The sequence below is a fragment of the Pseudomonas syringae group sp. 26L6 genome, from assembly GCF_032587815.1.
Classification (GTDB): Bacteria; Pseudomonadota; Gammaproteobacteria; order Pseudomonadales; family Pseudomonadaceae; genus Aquipseudomonas; species Aquipseudomonas amygdali.
Window position 1 is genome coordinate 20,037 of sequence record NZ_JAWHPJ010000012.1, and the last position, 20,123, is coordinate 40,159.

The window sequence follows — 20,123 nt, forward strand, 5'->3', positions numbered from 1 at the left end:
TTACCGGGGTGAGAGAATTTTCAGCGCGTTTTCAGCCAGTTGCCGAGTCAGTTCGGTCGCACCCAACTGGTGTTTGATACCAACTGCCTGACCTGCCCAGAGGTTGGTAAAGTCACTGCTGCCCTGTTTTTCCGCTTGTGCGCGCAACGGCATCAAGGCACCGCCTGCCAGCGGGAACGCAGGGGCGAGTGGGCTGACGGGGCCAGCTTCGCGCATGATCCGGTTGACGATACCGCGCGCCGGACGCCCGGTGAAGAGGTTGGTCAGCGCAGTCTGGCTGTCCGTTGCAGTGTGCAGCGCCTGGCGATGCAGTGCACTGACGCTGGCTTCAGGGCAGAACAGATACGCCGTACCTACCTGTACCGCCGAGGCACCCAGAACAAACGCCGCCGCAACCCCGCGACCATCTGCAATACCACCCGCAGCGATGACCGGAATGCGCACGGCGTCCACTATTTGCGGCACCAGCGCCAGAGTGCCGACTTGAGTGTGCAGTTGATCGCTGAGGAACAGGCCCCGATGACCACCGGCTTCGTAGCCCATGGCGATTACCGCATCGCAGCCATGCTGCTCCAGCCAGACGGCTTCCTCGACCGTGGTCGCCGATGAAATGATCTTTGCCCCGGTGGCTCTGACCCGTTCCAGTAGCGCTCGCTCGGGAAGGCCGAAGTGGAAGCTCACCACCTCCGGCTTCAGGCGCTCGACCAGAGCACAGGTGGCGCTGTCGAAAGGGGCACGGTTGGAGACGGGCGTCGGTGCATCGAAATCGGCCCCCAACTCTTCGTAATAGGGTTTAAGTGCCTGTTTCCAATGCTCGGCGCGTTCGGCATCGTAGGCCGGGGCCTGATGGCAGAAGAAGTTCAGGTTCAGTGGCAGATTGCCGGTGTGTTGCCGAAAGGTGGTGACTTCCTGTTCGATTTGCTCAGGGGTCAGCATTGCGCAGGGCAGCGATGCCAGCCCGCCAGCCTTCGCGACAGCAATAGCCATTTGTGATCCGGTGGCTCCGGCCATAGGCGCTTGCAGCACCGGCAGCTCTATAGTTAACAGGTCAATAATGCGGGTGTCCGGCCATTGGCTCATGTGTTTCTCCGGCTTGTATTCGGGCAGTCATGCACAGGGCATTGAGCGCGAGAATAGCGTGAATGGCAAACGGCATTTCCGGCGCAACACATAGACCGCGCGGCGAGGTTGACATAAAAAACGATCGGTCTAATATTCCTGCATGACTCAATTGCCTGTAAAAACCAGACGCCCCGGGCGGCCACCGAAAGTGGACCGCGATAACCTCGAAACCCGCGAGGCACTGTTGCGCCGCGGTCTGGAAGTGCTCACCGAGCAAAGCTTCTCGGCCACCGGGCTGGATTACATCCTCAAGGAAATCGGCATTCCCAAAGGCTCGTTCTATCACTACTTCACCAGCAAGGAAGCCTTCGGCCGGGCGGTACTGGATGAATACGCCCGCTACTTCGCACAGCGTCTGGACCGATGGCTGCTGGACGAAGGACTTTCGCCACTGGAGCGACTGGTCGGCTTTGTCCAAAGCGCCAAGAGCGGCATGGCGCGGCATGATTATCGACGCGGTTGCATGGTCGGCAATCTGGGCCAGGAAGTCGGCCTGTTGCCGGAAGGGTTTCGTGCCGTACTGGAGCAGACGCTGCTGGACTGGCAGTCGAAGCTGGCCTGCTGCCTCAGGGCCGCACAGGCGCATGGTGAGTTGGCCAGAAGCGCCGATTGCGATGAACTGGCCGCGTTTTTCTGGATCGGCTGGGAAGGGGCGGTGCTCCGCGCCCGGCTGGTCAAAAGCGACACACCGCTGAACACGTTTATTGCCGGTTATCTTCGTGGTTTGCCGCAATGACTTTTTCTTCAGTGCTATTTAAAGACGATCAGTCTAAATTGGAGGCGCACATGTTCAAGGGCATTTTGATCGACAAGGACGAGGCAGGTTATCGCGTCAATCTGACCGATATCGACGAAGCACAGTTGCCTGCAGGTGACGTGACGATAAACGTGTCGCACAGCACGCTGAACTATAAGGACGCGCTGGCAATCACCGGCCAAAGCCCTATTGTGCGCAGTTTTCCGATGGTACCGGGTATTGATCTGGCGGGTACGGTGCAAGCCAGCGATACGCCTGAGTACAAGGTGGGCGACAAGGTTCTGCTCAATGGCTGGGGTGTTGGCGAAGGGCACTGGGGCGGTCTGGCACAGAAGGCGCGGCTCAAGAGCGAATGGCTCATTCCATTGCCGGATGCTTTCACGCCCGCGCAGGCGATGGCCATTGGCACGGCGGGCTATACCGCAATGCTCAGCGTGCTGGCCCTTGAGAAGCACGGTTTGACACCCGACCACGGCGATGTGCTGGTGACCGGTGCCAATGGGGGAGTCGGTAGTTTCGCCATCGCTATTCTTGCCAGGCTTGGCTATCGGGTGATTGCCTCCACCGGGCGTGTTTCGGAAAGCGAATATTTGCATCAACTCGGCGCAGCGCAGGTCGTCGACCGGGCGACCCTGTCGCAGCCGGGGCGACCTTTGGTCAAGGAGCAATGGGCGGCGGCAATCGACTCTGTCGGTAGTCATACGCTGGCCAATGTGTGCGCCGGTATTCGTTATCGCGGCGTAGTCGCGGCCTGCGGTCTGGCGCAGGGTATGGAGTTTCCGGGCTCGGTTGCACCGTTCATTCTGCGCGGCGTCACCCTGGCCGGTATCGACAGCGTTACTCGCCCGCGCGCTGACCGGCTGGAAGCCTGGTCCAGGCTGGCGAGCGACCTGGACCTGGCGCTGCTGCCGCTGATCAGTCGTGAAGTCGGTTTGAGCGAGGTGATCGACATCGCGCCGCAATTGATCGCGGGCCAGATCCGTGGCCGGGTTGTGGTGGACACCGGGCGCTGAGTCGGTCAAAAAACGCTGGGTTCGCCCTTGTCACCTGACTGCGCATGTTCAAGTGCGCGATGCATCCGGGCGGTGCCTAGCCCGGTTTCGCATAATTGCAACGGGATGCAACCGCCAAGTGCTGCGTTGGGTGTCACCAGCCAGCGACCGGCGCGCTCGGGTGTTTCAAGCACGCGAAGGATGTGACTGGCGATCATTGCGAGGCGGTCCAGACGCTCCGAAGCCACGGGGTCCAATGGCTGTTTCTGGCGCTGGCGACGTTCCAGCGTTGAAATTGATGCATTGAACAGCGCCTCCATTTGCCGCGGGCCGAGGGCCAGCGCGTCGCGTACCGCGCGGATCCAGCCATGCGCAAAGCCTGCCTGAATGTTCGCCAGGCGTTCGGCCTCGCTGCGCTGACTGACCTGATGGGCCAGCAACCAGAAATGCGCAGCCGCGTCGCGACGGCCATGTGCTTTGCTAGCGAGGGGCGGAATCAAGATACGTGCTTGCCTTGAGGGCCGGAAAAGTCGGCCAAGGCTATCCCAGGCAGCGCGTCGTTCAAGCTGCAGGGTGTTACCGATGATTGCCGGGTGGGCTGAAGCTGCTGAGCTGAACGAGCCGCGCCAGAGGTGTCGCAGCAGGGCCCTCGTGCTAAAGTCGGCTGCCTGAATATGAATGAAGAGCGCCGCAGCTGTTCGCGCGCGCTTGCACCAGAAAAGGCGTCGTTCCACATGCCGCAAGACCCTTATACCGATCAGGACGCACGCATTGTCAGCCAGCCTTCGCTGCCCGACGTCAACAAGCCACTGCGCCTCTATCTCGACCGCCTGGCACCCTCAAGCCGCCTGACCATGACTTACGTTTTGCAGGACGCGGCAGATCGTCTGGGCATGGCTGACGTCGATATTCATGACATTCCCTGGCACACCCTGCAGCCTGGCCACGTGACCGCACTGGTCGCGACGCTGCGTGAAGACGACTACGCACCCAATACCACCTCGCTGTACGTGAACGCTATTCGCGGTGTAATGAACGAAGCCTGGCGGCACGACCTGATCAGCCACGAGCAATTACTGAAGATTCGCTCGATCAAACCGGTCAGCGGTACGCGTCTGGCCAAGGGCCGTAATATCCGCCGCACGTTGATTCGTGAACTGATGCAAGCCTGTGCTGCGGACCCCAGGCCGCAAGGGCGTCGCGATGCCGCGATCATTGCGATTCTGTACGGTTCGGGAATGCGCAAGTCGGAGTCGGTCAACCTGGACCTGTCACAGATCGATTTCGCCGAGCGCAGCCTGCGGGTGCTGGGCAAAGGCAACAAACAGTTGATCAAATACGCCCCCGAGTGGGCGTTCAAGGCGCTGAACGACTGGCTGGAACTGCGCCGCTCGTGCTTGCAGCCGGGGCAGGGCGATGACCCGTTCCTGTTCAACCGGATTCGCCGCGGCAGTCACATCACCCGCGACAGAATCACTAAACATGCCATTTACTTCATCGCCAAGCAACGCGGGCGGCAGGTGGGGGTGAACATCATGCCTCACGATTTTCGGCGCTCGTTCATCACCCGTGTGATCGAAGAGTTCGATCTGTCGATTGCCCAGAAACTTGCGCATCACACGCATATTTCGACCACCGCCAGTTACGACATGCGCAGCGAGAACGAGCGCCGCAATGTGGTGGACGGGTTTGATCTTTAGGCAAAAAAAAGCCACCTCGCACAAGCGGGGTGGCTTAAAAGATCTAACCAAAGGAGTGATGAATCAGAGCAGAGATTCACTGGCCTCGCGACGCGGATTCGCGAGGCCGGGAGATATGTTCGTTCATCGCCGACAACGGTAACACCGCCGCCCCTGATTCAATTATCAGCGTTATTGATACCCGTCATTGCCAAAAAACATATGACCCGCACGTGTTTGCGTGGCCAGCCATCTGCAAAATCGATTTCTCACCTGCGAGCTATCCGGCAATTGGATAGCCAACAATTGGCAACAATTTCATGCTTTACCGGACTTGAAACGTACGGGACTGAGCATGGAAAAGTTCGATATACACCGTAAAACCCGCTTCGACTCATTGGTACACGAGTACGGGCTCGATGGCAGTCGTCTGTTGCCTTGGGAAGGCTACCCGATGCCGTTCGCTGGCGGCTGGTGCGTGGTCCGTCCGGGCACCAGCAGCGAAGCGCATACCCAGATCGATCAGGAAATCTTCATTGCCATCAAGGGCAGCGCCCGTCTGGTGGTCGGCGAAAAACAAATGGATTTCGTCGTGGGCGATATCGCCGCGATTCCGAAACACACCAATCATTACGTCATCAATGATTCCGCCGAGGACTTCCACTTCTATGTGGTGTGGTGGGACATGAACTACGTGAATGCTTTCGTGGCTCAGCACAGCGAAACCACGGGGTGCCTCGATGAGTAAGTACATCGTGACCATCACGCCGCCCACCCCGAATGGCGATTTGCACATAGGTCATATCGCCGGCCCGTTTCTGGCCGCTGACGTGTTCACCCGGGTCCAGCGCCAGCGCGGTCACGACTGTGTGCTGGTGTCCTATTCCGACGATTACCAGTCCTACATGCTGCGCAAAGGACTGGAGCAGGGCGTTGATCCGGTCGAGCTGGCCGGGCGTAATTCCGACCGCATCGAAGCGTCGCTGGCGGCGATCAACATCAAACCCGACAACTGGATGCGTCCGCACAACAACCCATGGTTTGCCGAGGCGGTTGGCGAGGTGTTCAACGCGTTGCGTGAAGCGGGCTCGATCGAGTTTCGCGATTCCAGCGAGCCGTACTGCCCCGATTGCGATGTGTGGGGCTACGAGGCATTTGCCCGAGGCAACTGCAATTACTGTGGGGCCGATTCTGATGCCAGCCAGTGCGAGAACTGCGCTCAGGCCCCTGACGCCGAGTTGATGACCAGTCTGCACTGCAAATTGTGCAGGCAGCCGTCGCAATGGAAAAAGGCCCATCGTGCATTTCTGAAGCTGGCTGATTTCAAGCCGCACTTGCGTGATCGTCTGTTGGGCCAGCAATGGCGCAAGCCGCTCGACAACTGGCTACGCGATACGCTGGAGCACTTGCATGACTGGGGCGTAACCCGTCCGGGCGACGGCGGGCTTGACCTGCAGGCCGACGGCTCGTGCCGGGTCCACACCTGGTTCATGGGGCTGGCGGGCTATATGGCGGCATTTCGTGAATATGCCGACAGCGTCGGGCGTCCGGAGCTGTTCCGTCAGTACTGGCAGTCGGGACAGGGCACGCTGGTGCATTTTCTCGGTTTTGACTGCGTGTTCAGCCACGCCATCGTCTACCCGGCGCAGCTGTCGGCGCTGCGCGATATCAAAGTTCGCCAGCGCTTCATGCCCAATCAGTTTCTGAAACTGGACGGCCTGAACCTGTCGACCAGCCGCAATCACGCGATCTGGGTCGGCGATCTGGCCCGTGAAGCCTGTGCCGACAGTGCGCGCCTGTATCTGGCAAGCATCGCACCCGAGCAAAGCGAAGGCGATTTTCGTCTGACGCATTTCCGCGCATGGCGGGAGCAGATATTCGACGAATTTTTTCCCGCGTTGCTGGACGCTGGAAAGCATCGAGATGACAACTGGTGGAGCGGTATCTGTGGGGCCGATGCCGGGCTGTTGGAAGCGTTACGCCTGCAATGGAGCAGGGCTGCAGAGCCTGCGCAGTTCTCTATGAAGGGCATGGCTCAGGTGCTGCTCGACGTCATCGCCATTGCTCGCGCACGTCTGGCCGAAGGTCGGCCCGTCAGCCATCTGGCGGCGTTCATCGCAGTGGCTGGCAAGGCGCTGATTCCGGAAATGTCAGCGCAGATCATGACCGCATTCGGACTGCCCGAAGCCCGGGTCAACGCCACGCTCATGAACGGCTCGGCCGCTGAATACTCCATCTGAACGGATGCACCACATGTTCATCGATTACGAGATAGCGGTCATCGGCGCCGGGATTACCGGCGCCAGTATCGCGGCGAAGCTGTGCAGCGCAGGTGTGTCGGTCGCTCTGATCGACAAGGGCGCAGCCGGCAGCCTGGGGGCGAGCGGTTATTCCGGCGGACTGGTTCGCCTGTACGACAGCGATCCATTGCTGATGGAGCTTGCGGCGTGGTCCATCAGCCTGATGGACGACGGCATTTTCGCGACCACTTACGCCAGCGCACTGCGACGTACCGGGGTGATCTACCGGACCGCCATGGACCAGCTGGATAATCTGTGCCGGGCTATCGAGCAGCACGGCAGCGAGCGCTACCCGATGCGTCTGCTGGCGGGCCATGAACTCGATGGCGGTCGCTATCCGCACTGCCCGGCAGTTGAGCGGGTCAACCTGTTCGAACCTCGCGCCTGCGTCGGCAATGTACGTCAGGCTGTCGCTGCGCTGTGCCACGTGGTTCGTCAGCAAGGCTTGCTGCTGGAGCATCGCGAGATCAAAGCCATCGACTGTCGTGCTGCGGACCTCGTACATATCGACATGGGGGACGCTACATTGCGTTGTCGGGCCGTAGTGGTGGCTGCGGGTGCCTGGAGTCAGCATCTGGTGCCGCAGGCGGGGCTGGAAGCCCGTTCTATTCCCTTTGCCCGGGTACTGACTGACAGCGATTGGTCAATGCCGGTGATCGATGCGGTTACTCAGAGCTACGCTATACCGCTGACCCGCCATATCGTGCAGACCGGCTGCGGCAGCCGCGATAACAGCCTCTGGCCAGAGCACCTGGCACAGCCTGATGCGCGGCATGCCGAAGACGCCTGCAAGCGCATTGCCCGGCTGTGCGGTTCGGCAACCCACCCACGTGTGCTGGATGTGCTGCCGGGTTTCGACAGTTACAGCGCCGACGGTCGTCCGCTGCTGGGTTTCTGCGCCGAGTACAGCCCGGTTTATCTGGCCGCAGGCATGTCGGGACTGGGGTTCAAGTTTGCTCCTGGTGTTGCCGGTATCGCTTTCGAGCAACTGCGCAGTCATCTGGCAGGAAAGGACCGGCCGAGCCTCGGCTGGTCGGCATTGTCGCCACGTCGACACATGCCCGCTGCCAGTCTGGCGGGGATACAGCCATGACACCGCTCGCGTCACCCGTGCCGGGTCTGCGGGTCGGGGTCAGCGCACTGTTCGACCCCCACGACACGCCGCACGCGCGGACCTTCATGAGGGCGCTGGCCGTGGCGCGGAATTGCGTACCGGGGCTTGCGCGGGTGCAATGGCACTTTCTCGACGACGGAGCCAACGCCGTTCGCGGGGCCGAAGTGGCGCGGCAAATGATCGACTGGAAAGCCGATCTGGTCATCGGCCATTTCTCTTCGGACGCAGCCGTCAGCGCCGCCGCGCTGTATCGGCAAGCCGGTATCGCGCTGCTGACACCGGCAGCAACGATAGATTGCCTGACGCTTGCGCATCCCAACGCATTCCGTTTCTGCCCCTCGGACAGGCAACTGGCGGGGGACCTGGTGAGCTGGCTGGCGAGCCGTCAATGGCGCCGCGTGCATGTCCAGTCTGATGACAGCGCTCACGGTCAGGCCTTGTGCGTTGCCATCTGCGAAGCAATGGTACGCGCGGGATTGCAGCGCGTCGAAGAGCCTGAGCACGCCGATGTCGAGGTATTTGCCGGCCGCCTCAAGCCCAGTCGCGAACATTGGCAGGCGCGACGACAGGCCGGGAGTAACCGCCCGCTGGTGCTGACTGACGACGCTGCCTCGCCGTACCTGGGCTGCGCAGAGGACCAGCGTGGCAAGACGTTCGTCATCGGTTTCGGGACTTCTGACCACCCGGGAAATGGCTGCCATGCCAGCGCGCTGCACCAAACGTTTTTCGCTGCCGAGCCACACACCTACTTTCGCGAAAGCCTGCTGATGCTTCACGTGCTGGCCGAACTGGCCAACGGCGGTCTTTGCGCCGGGCAACTGCTGGACGCATTGCAGCACACCACCTTCAACACACCGCTGGGCGCAGTCAGCTTTGATCGTGGCGAGCTGCGAGGCGCGATGACCTGCGTGTGGACCCCGGGCCCCACAGGACTGACCCCCGTCACCCGATAGCCGCAAGAAAAACCAAGAACACCGCTTCACGCCAACTCTAAGGACAGGAATTTCATGGGTAACTCGACACCACACACGTTGCACTCGGACGCCGTCTGTATCGGCTTTGGTCCCGCCGGCATCGCGCTGGCCTGTGCTTTTGAAGACGCACGGGAGGCCAATGCCCCGCTCGGCTCGCTGTCCATCCGCTATCTGGAAGCTGCGCAAGACAGCCAATGGCACCGCGAATTGTTGCTGGCCGGGACTGACATCAACCATCACGTATTTCGCGACCTGGTGACGCCGCGCAACCCGCGCAGCCGCTTTTCCTTCGCCATGTACCTCAAGGAACAGGGGCGGATGTTCGATTTCGGCCTGCTGGGCCGTCCCGCCAGTCGCCATGAATGGTCGGATTATCTGGCCTGGGTCTCCAGGCAAGTGGATAGCCAGACCTGCTTCAACACGCCGGTCACCGGGATTGACCCTGTGCTGCGCAACGGTCGTTTGCACGAAGTACGGGTCTGCACGCCGCAAACCTGCTTCACGACGCGCAATGTCGTACTGTCCAGCGGCAGCACACCGCGTATTCCACACGCGTTCGAGGCGCTGCTTGGCCCGACTCTGTTTCACACGTCGCAGTTTCTGACCCGCCTGCAAGCCTTTGGCGAACACTTGCCCAAGCGCTGGCTGGTGCTGGGCTCGGGGCAGAGCGCCAGTGAGTCGGTGCTGGAACTGGTCAGCCGCGATCCTGCTATCGAGGTGCATTCGGTGCATCGCTCTGCCGGTTTCAAGCTCACTCAACTGGGGCAGTTCCCCAACCGGGTGTTCGCCCCGGATCACGTTGATTACTTCCATAGCCTGAGCCTCGCAGCGCGGCAGCGCTTTCTCGACTGGAGCCGTTCGACCAACTACGCCGGGATCGACCCGGATGAAAGTCAGAAGCTGTTTTCGCTGATCTACGAGGACTCCATCGCCGGACGCAAGCGTCTGCAGACCCATGCTTACAGCCTGATCAGTGCCATCGAGCACAGCGCCGAGGGCTACCGGATCGAGTTGACCGACACCTTCAGCCAGCGCACCCAGGTGCTGGAAGTCGATGCCGTTGTGCTCGGCACCGGTTATCAGCAGTACCTGATACCGCCGTTATTGAGTGGTTTGCAGCCATGGCTCAAGGCCGATCTGGATGGCGGCCTGCTGATTGATCGGGATTACCGCATCGCTATGCAGGGCGAGTGCGACGCGAATATCTGGGTCAACGGTCTTTCCGAACGCAGTCACGGAATCAGCGACAGCCAGTCGTTCTCGCTGATGGCGCTACGCGCCGATCGTATCGCCAATGCGCTTGAGCGGGCTGTAACACCGGCAGCCGAACCTTTGCTGGCACAGTGGAAGTGACCCTTATGTACGATTCTCTTTGCGACATCGTTCACGATCAGACCTTCCTTAAGGTGTCTGGCCTGGGCGCAGACTTTTTCCTGAAAATGGAATCACTCAACCCGGCTGGCTCGATCAAGCTCAAAACCGCCGTAGGGCTGATCAATGACCTTCAGACTCGGGGTTTGCTGGGCCCTGACACGATTCTGATCGAATCTTCGTCGGGCAACCTTGGCGTGGCGCTGGCGATGATCTGCGCTGAGCGGGCGATACCCTTTACCTGCGTGGTCGACCCCAACAGCTCCAGCCATAACGTCCGCATGATGCGCAGCTATGGCGCCGAGGTGATTCAGGTTCAGGCCCCGGACGCCAACGGCGGGTTTCTGGGAACACGCATTGCGCTGATCCGGGAAAAGCTCGCCAGCGACCCGCGATACGTCTGGCTCAATCAATACGAGAATGCGGCCAACCCGCGTGCTCACGCCCGGACTACGGCACGCTCGATCAGCCAGCACTTCGGTCATGTCGACTATCTGTTCGTCGGTGCCGGGACCACCGGCACGCTGATGGGTTGTGTTCAGCATTTTCAGCGGCATCATCCGAGCACCAGAATCATTGCTGTTGACAGCGTCGGTTCGGTGACCTTTGGCACTCCGGCCAGCCGTCGCTTCATACCGGGGCTGGGTACCAGCCAGCATCCGCCGATCTTCAAGGCTGATGGTATTTACGCGCTGGAGATGGTCCCGGAATCCCGTACCGTCGCCATGTGTCGCATTCTGGCGCGCAGCAAGGGCTTGCTGGTTGGCGGGTCCACCGCGACGGTAATCGCTGCGGTACATGCCTGGCGCGAGCGCATCGAGCCGGGTTCGGTGGTCGTGGCATTGTCGCCAGACTGGGGCGAGCGCTATCTGGACACCCTCTACGATGACCAGTGGGTCGAGCAGCGTTTTGGCCGTGAAGTGCTGAACATGACCCTGGCGGATCTTTCCTCATCAGAGGCTGCAACATTTCCGGGAAGCGTGAAAACGCCTTCGCGAGCAAGCTCGCTCCCACAGGATGTATGTGAATCTGTTGCATGCGCGTGCGCAAGCCCTTATGGGAGCGAGCTTGCTCGCGAAAGCGGTGGGTCGGTGACAGCGCCTTCGGGTGCAGGCTCGCTTGCGCAGGAGCAGTGTTCAACCTTCTGGCTGGCTGCCGAGCGCCTGAAGCAGGCGGCGTTTCATGTGGTCGATGGCGAGGTGGTCGCGCGCCTGCTGGCGGCTGATCCGCTGGCTTGCATCGAGGATGTGCAGGCAGCTTATCTGGCTCACGAGGCCGGGCGCACGATCAACCCCGACAGTTACTTTCTGCGTTTTCCCGAGGCACCGGCCAATCGGATCATTGCCTTGCCCGCCAGCCTGTCCGGCGAGCAGGCAGTCAGTGGCATCAAATGGATATCCAGTTTTCCGGGCAATATCGAGACGGGCCTGCAACGCGCCTCGGCTGTGCTGATCCTCAATGACCCGCTCACCGGCTATGCGTTTGCCTGTCTGGAAGCCTCACGCATCAGCGCCATGCGCACGGCGGCCTCGGCGGTGCTCGGTGCGCGCTGGATGAACCGCCATCAGCGCCACGTCGGACGAATGGCGTTCATCGGTGCCGGTTTCATCGCTCGAACCATCCTCGACATGTTCGTCAGCGATGGCTGGACGATGGACGCAATAACCGTCTTCGATCAACACGAGGACTCGGCATCGGCGTTGGTGCAGCATGCCGCCAGTCGACATCGGTTGAACAGCCAGCCCAGCGATTTGCTGACCGCCTTGCAGGCTGACGTGGTGGTGTTCGCTACCACCGCGCCGCGCCCTTATGTGCTGGAACCGTTGTTTCGGCCAGGGCAACTGCTGCTGAACATTTCGTTGCGTGATCTGGGCGCGGACGTCATCGCGCAGGCCAATAACATTCTTGATGACGTTGAGCACTGCCTCAAGGCTCAGACTTCTCCTGATCTCGCCGTGCAGCAGTATCAGGATCGATCGTTCATCACCGGGACGCTGGCGCAACTGATGACCGGGCAGGTGGAACTGAGCCCGGATCGAGCCTCGATCTTCTCGCCATTCGGTCTCGGCGTACTGGACCTTGCCGTAGGCCAGCGCGTGTATCGCCAGGCAGTGGCCGAAGGCAGTGCGTTGCCGGTGCCGAAGTTCTTCTTTGAGTCGAAGCGCTGGTGATGGCCGTGCAGACGCATACCGTAGCGATTATCGGCCTGGGCTCGCGTGGTTTGAGCATTCTGGAGCAGCTGATCGGCCTGAGTCGCCATGCCGGTCGGCCGTCGCTGAATATCGAAGTGTTCGACCCGCAACCGCCCGGCAGCGGGCTGCACCATGCGCAGCAGGCGGATTACCTGATGCTCAACACCATGGCCGGCCAGTTATCCGCGTTTTCTTCCGCATTCCCGGCGTGTGCGCCGCCGGGTCCGACCTTTCTGCAATGGTGCCTCAGCCAGGATGTGCGCCTTGACGAGCGCGGCCATGTCAGCACGGACGGGCAGGGCAGAGCGGTGGCGTTTGGCGACTTTTTGCCGCGTGCATTGCTCGGGCGCTACTTGCAGGACAGCTATCGCCTGCTCCTGCAGTGCTGCCCGGCGCATGTGCAGGTGCGCTATCACGCCGAGCAGGTCATGACCTGTGGGCCGCTATTGGAAGCCCCCGGCTTCAGGTTGCACACCCGAAGTCAGGAGATGGATGTCGATGCCGTGTTCCTCACCAGCGGGCATGCCTTTGAAACCGGCGCGCAACGGGAGGTCGGCGATACGGTGGCCATCGAGGGACTGGGACTGACCGCGATGGACACACTGGCCCACCTGACTCAAGGGCGCGGCGGGCGCTACGTGCGGGATGGAGGCTTTGCAGGTTGGCGATATCTGCCGTCCGGCCGCGAGCCCAAGGTGTTCCTGTACTCGCGCACAGGGCTGCCGTTTCATGCACGGCCGCAATGGAATGCCTGCAGCCAGCCCCCCTTGCCACGGCTGTTTTTCACCGCTGCGGCCATAGCCCGTTTGCGCGAGCAAAAGGAGGGCGGGCAACTCGACTTTCGGGCCGATGTGTTGCCGCTGATCAAGGATGAAATGCGCGCCGTGTTTTATCAGGCCAGGGTCCGGCTCGATGCGCCAGCGCAGTTGGCGTCGGTGCAGCGGCTGCTGCGCGAGTCAACCGCCAGACCTGCAGCGTTTGAGCGGCTGGCCGAGCTATGGGGTGAGTTTGACCCTGAGCAATGGCTGTTGACCCAACGCTGGTCGGGTGCGCAAGGCACGTATGGCCAATGGTTCGTCGACTGGATCAAACGGGACCTGGCGCTGAGTCGGCTGGGCACGGCAGGCAGTCCGATCTGCCAGGCACTGGAGGTCTGGCGAGATTACCGCGACCTGCTGCGCCTGATCGCGGATCGCAACGGCCTGACTGAATCGTCGACCCTGGAGTTTTATGGCACATGGGCCGGGTTGAGCAATCGGCTGGTCGGCGGGCCGCAGAAGGAGCGCCATGAAGATCTGCTGGCGCTGATCGAGGCTGGCGTCGTGACGATCCTGCCGCCGATGGACGATGTGCAAAGGGGCGATTTTCGCCCCGACAGCATGATTGGCGCGCGGGTCGCCCACGGCGGTCTGTCGGGTAATGGCCCGGGGCTGATCAGTGATTTGTACGAGCAAGGGCTGATTCGCGCTGCGCACGCTTGGCCTGCCGACGGTATTGAAACCGATGAGTCTGCTCGTGCCATTGGCCGCGATGGTTCTGTGCAGCAGCGGCTCTGGGTTCTGGGGCCGGCCGTAGAAGGCTGCACCTTCTACAACCACTACGTGCCCACGCCTGACCCGACCTGCCATGCACTGATCGAAGCGCGCAGGGCGGTCGAGTCATGCCTGGAGACGCTGGGAAAGCACACTTCAAGTTGCATCACGCTCAGGTTTAATAAAGCTATTTAACTTATTGATTAAAAAGGAATTACTGATATGTATGAAATCACTTTACTGACCGCGCTGGCGGGGGCGTTCATCGTGCTGATCATCAGTCCCGGCCCGAACTTCCTGGTGATCACCCAGCTCTCGTTCAGCCAGTCACGGCAGCAGGGCATCTGTGCCGGGCTGGGGGTCGCCTCGGGCAGCATTCTCTGGGCCTTGCTGGCAGCCACCGGGTTAGGGCTTGTGTTTCAGCAGTTGCCGTGGCTGCAGCCGACGTTGCAATTGCTGGGCGGCGCTTACCTGACATGGCTCGGCGCCAAGAGCCTGCGCAGTGCCGGCAGCCAGCCCAAACCGAGGGACATCGGTGCGCTGGGCATCGGTAGCCTGAGCCGCGCCTATCGGTTTGGCCTGCTGACTAACCTGACCAATCCCAAGGCGTTGGCGTTCTACACCAGCGTGTTCACCACCGTGACCACGCCGGGCATGCCGATGTGGGTGCGCACTGCGGGTGTATCGATCATCGCGGTGCTGGCAATTTCCTGGTTCGTGCTGCTGGCCACGTTGTTTTCGATCCCTGCCGTGCAGGTGCGCTATCAACGGATGAAAAAGGCCATCGATATCGTCACCGGTCTTTTCATGATCGCTTTCGGTCTGCGCCTGCTGATCGGTTTGCTGCCCGCCAACTTCTTTTACTGAAATAACCTGCAAGGGACTACGTACATGCACAGCAACGACTGGCACTACCCGACTTCAATCCGTGCAGGCGCTGGACGCGTCAATGAACTGGTCGACGCCTGCCGGAAGACCGGCATAAAACGGCCGTTACTGATTACCGACAGCTTTCTCGGCAGCACCGATATGATCGCCAGCGCCGTGGAGGATTGCCGCAGCCAATTAGGCCATTGCGGCCTGTTTGACCGAGTCAAGGGTAACCCGACCGGCACCAACGTCGCCGAGGGCCTGCACGCCTACAGAACCGGTGGCTACGACGGCGTCATCGCGTTTGGCGGCGGCTCGGCGCTGGACGCTGCCAAAGCGGTGGCGCTGATGTCAGGCCAGACCCGCCCGTTGTGGGATTTCGAAGACATCGGCCAGAACCACCTGCGCGCCGATCCAGACGGTATTGCGCCGGTAGTTGCGCTGCCGACGACGGCTGGCACCGGCTCTGAAGTGGGGCGTGCGTCGGTGATTACCGATGAGCAGGCACAGGTCAAGCGCACCATCCTGCACATTCGCATGATGCCGCGCATCGCGATTCTGGATGCCACGCTGACCCTGAACCTGCCAACGCATCTGACTGCCGCGACGGGTGCGGACGCCTTGACTCACTGCATGGAATCCTGGTGTTCACCGGCCTGGCACCCGATGGCCGAAGCGGTGTCGGTCAAGGGCATGCAGATGATCAAGGAATATTTGCCTCGGGTTGTTGCTGACGGTCAGGACCTGGAGGCGCGGCAGCAGATGCTGGTGGCCTCCAGCCTGGGTGCCGCCGCGTTTCAGCGCGGTCTGGGTGGCGTACACGCGATTGCTCAGAGCCTGGGGGCGCTCTACGACCAGCATCATGGTTTACTGAATGCGATTCTGCTGCCCTACGTGCTGGAGGCCAATCGCTCGGTGCTGCTGAAGCAAATGGATGATCTGGCGGTTTACCTGCGGTTGCCCACGCCCGGTTTTACCGGGGTAATGGACTGGTTACTGGCGCTACGCGAGCAGATCGGCATTGCGCATACGCTGGGCGAAATAGGTATCGACGATCGCGACGCCGAGCGGGTCGGACGCATGGCATTTGCCGACGGCTGCTCGCACACCAATCCGATTCGTCATTCGGCCGAGGCGTATGCGCAGATCTTCAGCCGTGCAGTGAAGGGCCTGTGAGCGATGATTGCCTTGAATGAGCCCGCCGTGCAGCGTGTCGATAAGGTCTGGCAACGCTTCATCGACCAGCGTCGGATCGTTGGCGGGGTGCTGTTGCTGGCCCGGCAGGGACGCCTGGTTTACGCCAGCGCACTCGGCTGGGCAGATCGCGAGCAACAGATTCCGGTCGCTCGCAGTACGCGCTTTCGTCTGGCGTCACTGACCAAGCTGTTGACCTCGGTGCTGGTGTTGCGGCTCTGCGAACTGGGCACCTTGAACCTGCAAGCCTCGGTAACGGACTGGCTGCCAGCCTTTCGCCCACGGCTGGTCAGCGGCCGTGAGCCTGTCATCACACTGCAGCATTTGCTTTCGCACACTTGCGGCTTGAGCTACGGCTTCGAACAAACGCCCGGTAATGCCTATGAGCGGGCAGGGGTGTCGGACGGGCTGGATTGGGTGCCGTTCGATCTACCGGAAAACCTGACCCGGTTGGCGCGCCTGCCACTGTTGTTTGAGCCGGGTAGCGCCTGGGGTTACTCGTTGGGCACTGATGTGCTGGGCGCAGTGATTGAACAGGCCACCGGCATGCCGTTGTCAGAGGCTGTTGCCAAGTGGGTCACCCTGCCTTTACGCATGGATGCGACTTCCTTCAGGCACGACCAGCAACTAACGCTGGCCAGCGCCTACAAGGACAGTGTCAACGGCCCGCAGCGTATCGGTGACAATGATGTGTTGTTGCTCGACAGCGGACAGGCGCGGTTGTCGTCGGCTCGGGCTCGCGACACAGGCGCATATGAATCTGGCGGGGCAGGCATGCTGGGCACGGCTGATGACTATCTTCGGCTGCTTGAGTGCCTGCGTCTGGGGGGCGCGCCGTTATTGAGCGCCGTCAGTACCGAGCGCTTGCTGAATAACGCGATTGGAAGCATAACCATTGCCAGTCGGGGGCCTGGCTGGAAGTTCGGCCTGGGGCCGATGATTCTTGCCGATCCCGCTGCGGTGCGGGGGCAGCAACAGGGTGTCGGGACCTGGTCGTGGTGCGGCTTGTATGGCAGTCATTACTGGGTTGATCCGGTTTCTGCGCTCAGCATGGTCGTCCTGACCAACACGGCTGTTGCGGGCGCGTGGGGTGAGTTTGCCGATACGCTTGTCGATGCGGTCTACGCCAGGCCCGAGGTCACGCCCGGGCAAACTGCTTGCGATAGCTGCTCGGGCTGATGCCCACCAGATTGCGGAAGTGTCGGCGAAAAGACTCTTCGGAGCCGAAACCGGCGCGGTCCACCACCTCGTTGAGACGCAGCTTCGAGGATTCCAGCAATTCCTTGGCGTAGGCAATGCGCTCGCCGAGCAGCCAGTCGTAAGGCGTAAGGCCGGTACTTTCCATAAAGCTGCGGTGCAAGGTGCGGGTACTGAGCGCCGCCCTTGAGGCCATTTCCTTGATGGTGTGAGGGCGCTGCAGATCGCTGCGGATCCAGTCCATCAGGTTGGAAATCGGCCCGTCGCTGGCCGACACCAGTTGCCGGGACGCATATTGCGATTGCCCGCCTTCGCGATGAGGCGGGATGACCATGCGCTGCGCCACCATGTTGGCAACGCGCGAGCCGTGATCGTTGCGCACCAGGTGCAGCATCATGTCCAGCCCTGCGGCCGAGCCCGCAGCTGTCACGATAGTGCCTTGGTCCACATACAGTTCGTTGGGTTGAATGGTCAGGCCCGGATACATGGTTGCCAGCAGGTCGGTGTAGCGCCAGTGGGTGGTGACCTTGTGCCCGTCGAGCAAACCGGCCGCGGCCAGAACGAAAGCGCCTGTACAGATCGAGCAGATCCGCGCGCCGCGTGCATGAGCAGCCTGGAGCTGTTCGATGAGCCGCTGCGGAACTGCGGACTCCACTCCGCGCCAGCCTGGCACGATGATTGTATCGGCATTCTCCAGCAGTACTTCGCCAGGCGTTGGCACGATGGTAATGCCCCCGGCGGCGGTGATTGGCCCATCGTCGACCGGGAAGGTCGCGAATTCGTACCAGTTGACCCCCAGTTCAGGTCTTTTCAGCGCAAATACTTCGACCGTGCAGCCAAATTCGAAGGTGCACAACTGGTTGTAGATGAGTGCGACAACGAGATGATTTTTCATGGCGCGATGTTACCGGATATTGGCATTTCAGCCAGTAGTTTGGCGTGATGCTACTGGGTAATCTGCACCCTGTCACCGCTTGAAACTGCTTAAACCTTAATATGATGCAAGTGGTCTGCCATGCAGGCCCTGGAGCCAACTCGTGCCACTCAATATCGGTATCTACGTTTATGACGACGTCGAGGTTCTCGACTTCGCTGGCCCCTACGAAGTGTTCACCACCGCAACACGCATGCATGCTCGCAACAGCCGCGATGACCGGCAGTTGTTCAATGTGTTCACCATCGGGCGCAGCACCGCACCAGTGCGTGCCCGCGCCGGGCTCAAGGTCGATCCGGACTTTTCGATCAACGACCATCCGGCCATCGACTGCCTGATCGTCCCGGGCGGGGTCGTGACTGCCGAACTGGAAAAACCCGACGTGATTCACTGGATCAGCGATCAGTCAGAACCCGGGCGCGTTGTGGCTGCCGTGTGCACCGGTGCTTTTCTGTTGGCCAGGACCGGCAAGCTGGCAGGCAAGCAAGTAACCACGCACTGGGAAGACATTGACGACCTCAAGGAAATGTTCCCTTCGGTAGACGTGCTCAGCACCCTGCGCTGGGTCGACGAGGGCTCATTTGTGACATCGGCAGGTATCTCCGCCGGTATCGACATGAGCCTTCACCTGGTAGAGCGCCTGCACAGTCGTGAATTGGCCGAACGCACGGCGCTGCAAATGGATTTCGACTGGACCGAGAACGACTGAGCCACTCAGTTCCGCTGCGGATACCCCTGAAGACGCCGTGCACTCGAAATGTGCATAGCCACGCCTTCAACCTGATAGCCAGCGTTCGCTTTACCCCCGCTTGAGACATTTATTCGAACGGCCGATATCCCGGCCAGTTCGGTGTTTCAGCGGGGGTTTCCTGTATTCCCGAGCCTTCGGCTCAGCGGCAGGGCCGCACCCACCTTTGCAAAACCAGAGTGCAGGACACATGAAAACCCATTTCTTCAAAGTCGTTCAAACCGTTGCCCAGCACGGTTCGTTCTCGGAGGCCGCAGCCATTCTGGGCTGCAGCCAGTCGAACATCAGCTATGCCATCAAGGAAGTCGAAGACTTCTTTGAAAAACGCCTGTTCATTCGCAGCCGTACGGGCTGCACCCTCACCCCTGAAGGCAAGGTCATCAACCAGACCCTCGGAAACATCATGGCCACACTCGAACAACTAAAAAAAATGGGGTCAGCGGCAGCGTAACCATTCATTACCACTCGCATATCCTCGAGACCAGCCTGAGCGCCTCGCTGGACTTTCTCGCCCATCACTACCCCGATATTCACTTGAACGTGCTGCACCGCTCCGAACAACACCCCTCGCTGGACGCGTTGATAAAGGAAGTAGCCGACATCCTCATCCTGCCCGGTACTGTCCTGAATGAGCATTATCTCGAGCATCATTGCTGGTCGGACCATTACGTGCTGGTGGCGGCGCGCAGCAAACAGGTAACGCCGCAAAGCTTCGCCGAGCTTTCGCAGGCGTCACGTTACGTGGCCTGGCGGCATCCTGGGGTCGAGCGTTTGCACCAGCAACTGGCATCGGCGCAGGTGCGGCTCAGTCAACGCGGCGAACTGACCTGTCTGGACACACTTCTGGATCTGGTCGCCAAGCGCCATTGCATTTCGATTCTGCCCAGGGCGTTGCTGAACGGGCGCTTCCGTGAGCTGGAGTCGATCCCGCTGCCGCTGACCGTGATGCGGCACATCAGTGTGGTGGCGCGGCCGGCCTCGCTGCTTTCCAATGCCGCCAATGCGGTGATTCAGGCACTGAAAAAGCCTCCTGTTGCCATCCCTCAACCTTATTGATGCCGCAAAACTTCGTCATAGCACGGTCGGCGAGCGTCAGACCGCGACATGAATGCAACGAATCGGGCCCTGTGGGCTCATATCCGTAAGC

Annotated in this window: 19 protein-coding genes; 16 read left to right on the forward strand and 3 right to left on the reverse strand. The window is 60.8% G+C overall.

The window, feature by feature from the left end; all coding sequences use genetic code 11:
* Positions 1-1,080, reverse strand: a complete 1,080-nt coding sequence (locus RYA97_RS06495; protein ID WP_002553427.1) for an NAD(P)H-dependent flavin oxidoreductase — start codon at positions 1,078-1,080, stop codon at positions 1-3.
* 142 nt (positions 1,081-1,222) lie between these two features.
* Here RYA97_RS06495 and RYA97_RS06500 point away from each other — a divergent pair, with 142 nt between their 5' ends.
* Complete coding sequence (locus tag RYA97_RS06500) at positions 1,223-1,858, forward strand: TetR/AcrR family transcriptional regulator (protein WP_044299217.1); 636 nt, start codon at positions 1,223-1,225, stop codon at positions 1,856-1,858.
* A gap of 50 nt (positions 1,859-1,908) precedes the next feature.
* A complete protein-coding gene (locus tag RYA97_RS06505) occupies positions 1,909-2,892 on the forward strand; it encodes an MDR family oxidoreductase (protein ID WP_005743779.1) in 984 nt (327 codons plus the stop codon).
* Between the two features lie 5 nt (positions 2,893-2,897).
* On the opposite strand, the gene RYA97_RS06510 is transcribed toward RYA97_RS06505, so the two are convergent.
* Positions 2,898-3,371 (reverse strand): antitoxin Xre-like helix-turn-helix domain-containing protein, encoded by a 474-nt coding sequence (locus RYA97_RS06510; RefSeq protein WP_005777073.1) that lies wholly within the window; start codon positions 3,369-3,371, stop codon positions 2,898-2,900.
* Positions 3,372-3,605: 234 nt separating this feature from the next.
* Between RYA97_RS06510 and xerC the strand changes: the two genes are divergently transcribed.
* From xerC to RYA97_RS06565, 11 genes are all read left to right on the forward strand, one after another.
* Positions 3,606-4,571 carry a tyrosine recombinase XerC gene (xerC, locus tag RYA97_RS06515; protein ID WP_005743777.1) on the forward strand — a complete coding sequence of 322 codons (966 nt, stop codon included), beginning with the start codon at positions 3,606-3,608 and terminating at the stop codon, positions 4,569-4,571.
* Between the two features lie 334 nt (positions 4,572-4,905).
* A complete protein-coding gene (locus tag RYA97_RS06520) occupies positions 4,906-5,298 on the forward strand; it encodes a cupin domain-containing protein (protein ID WP_002553433.1) in 393 nt (130 codons plus the stop codon).
* Positions 5,291-6,790 carry a methionine--tRNA ligase gene (locus tag RYA97_RS06525; protein WP_005777075.1) on the forward strand — a complete coding sequence of 500 codons (1,500 nt, stop codon included), beginning with the start codon at positions 5,291-5,293 and terminating at the stop codon, positions 6,788-6,790. Before RYA97_RS06520 ends, RYA97_RS06525 begins: the two co-directional genes overlap by 8 nt.
* A 13-nt stretch (positions 6,791-6,803) precedes the next feature.
* Positions 6,804-7,943, forward strand: coding sequence for an NAD(P)/FAD-dependent oxidoreductase (locus RYA97_RS06530; protein WP_005743775.1), 1,140 nt, complete (start codon positions 6,804-6,806; stop codon positions 7,941-7,943).
* Complete coding sequence (locus RYA97_RS06535; RefSeq protein ID WP_016981570.1) at positions 7,940-8,917, forward strand: ABC transporter substrate-binding protein; 978 nt, start codon at positions 7,940-7,942, stop codon at positions 8,915-8,917. The genes RYA97_RS06530 and RYA97_RS06535 overlap by 4 nt, the downstream gene beginning before the upstream one ends.
* Positions 8,918-8,971: 54 nt before the next feature.
* Positions 8,972-10,291: a lysine N(6)-hydroxylase/L-ornithine N(5)-oxygenase family protein gene (locus RYA97_RS06540; protein WP_005777081.1), complete on the forward strand. Its 1,320-nt coding sequence runs from the start codon at positions 8,972-8,974 to the stop codon at positions 10,289-10,291.
* Positions 10,292-10,296: 5 nt separating this feature from the next.
* The gene (sbnB, locus tag RYA97_RS06545; RefSeq protein ID WP_016981571.1) at positions 10,297-12,480 is read left to right on the forward strand and encodes a 2,3-diaminopropionate biosynthesis protein SbnB; all 2,184 of its coding nucleotides are present in this window, start codon (positions 10,297-10,299) and stop codon (positions 12,478-12,480) included.
* Positions 12,480-14,228, forward strand: coding sequence for an FAD/NAD(P)-binding protein (locus RYA97_RS06550; RefSeq protein WP_016981572.1), 1,749 nt, complete (start codon positions 12,480-12,482; stop codon positions 14,226-14,228). The genes sbnB and RYA97_RS06550 overlap by 1 nt, the downstream gene beginning before the upstream one ends.
* Positions 14,229-14,255: 27 nt before the next feature.
* Positions 14,256-14,900, forward strand: a complete 645-nt coding sequence (locus tag RYA97_RS06555) for a LysE family transporter (protein WP_117139894.1) — start codon at positions 14,256-14,258, stop codon at positions 14,898-14,900.
* Between the two features lie 24 nt (positions 14,901-14,924).
* On the forward strand, positions 14,925-16,079 hold the full coding sequence (locus RYA97_RS06560) for an iron-containing alcohol dehydrogenase (protein WP_002553441.1): 1,155 nt from the start codon (positions 14,925-14,927) through the stop codon (positions 16,077-16,079).
* Between the two features lie 3 nt (positions 16,080-16,082).
* Complete coding sequence (locus RYA97_RS06565; RefSeq protein ID WP_005777088.1) at positions 16,083-17,276, forward strand: serine hydrolase domain-containing protein; 1,194 nt, start codon at positions 16,083-16,085, stop codon at positions 17,274-17,276.
* Here the strand turns inward: RYA97_RS06565 and ftrA are convergent.
* Positions 17,236-18,189, reverse strand: coding sequence for a transcriptional regulator FtrA (gene ftrA / locus RYA97_RS06570; protein ID WP_002553443.1), 954 nt, complete (start codon positions 18,187-18,189; stop codon positions 17,236-17,238). The two genes, RYA97_RS06565 and ftrA, sit on opposite strands and share 41 nt — an antisense overlap.
* Before the next feature lie 142 nt (positions 18,190-18,331).
* Here ftrA and RYA97_RS06575 point away from each other — a divergent pair, with 142 nt between their 5' ends.
* The 3 genes from RYA97_RS06575 (at position 18,332) to RYA97_RS06585 (ending at position 20,032) form a co-directional block, all read left to right on the forward strand.
* Positions 18,332-18,937: a DJ-1/PfpI family protein gene (locus tag RYA97_RS06575; RefSeq protein ID WP_005734627.1), complete on the forward strand. Its 606-nt coding sequence runs from the start codon at positions 18,332-18,334 to the stop codon at positions 18,935-18,937.
* 229 nt (positions 18,938-19,166) lie between these two features.
* A complete protein-coding gene (locus tag RYA97_RS06580; protein ID WP_002553444.1) occupies positions 19,167-19,427 on the forward strand; it encodes a LysR family transcriptional regulator in 261 nt (86 codons plus the stop codon).
* A 35-nt stretch (positions 19,428-19,462) separates the two neighbouring features.
* Positions 19,463-20,032 carry a LysR substrate-binding domain-containing protein gene (locus tag RYA97_RS06585; protein ID WP_232288558.1) on the forward strand — a complete coding sequence of 190 codons (570 nt, stop codon included), beginning with the start codon at positions 19,463-19,465 and terminating at the stop codon, positions 20,030-20,032.
* The last annotated feature ends 91 nt before the right edge of the window (positions 20,033-20,123 follow it).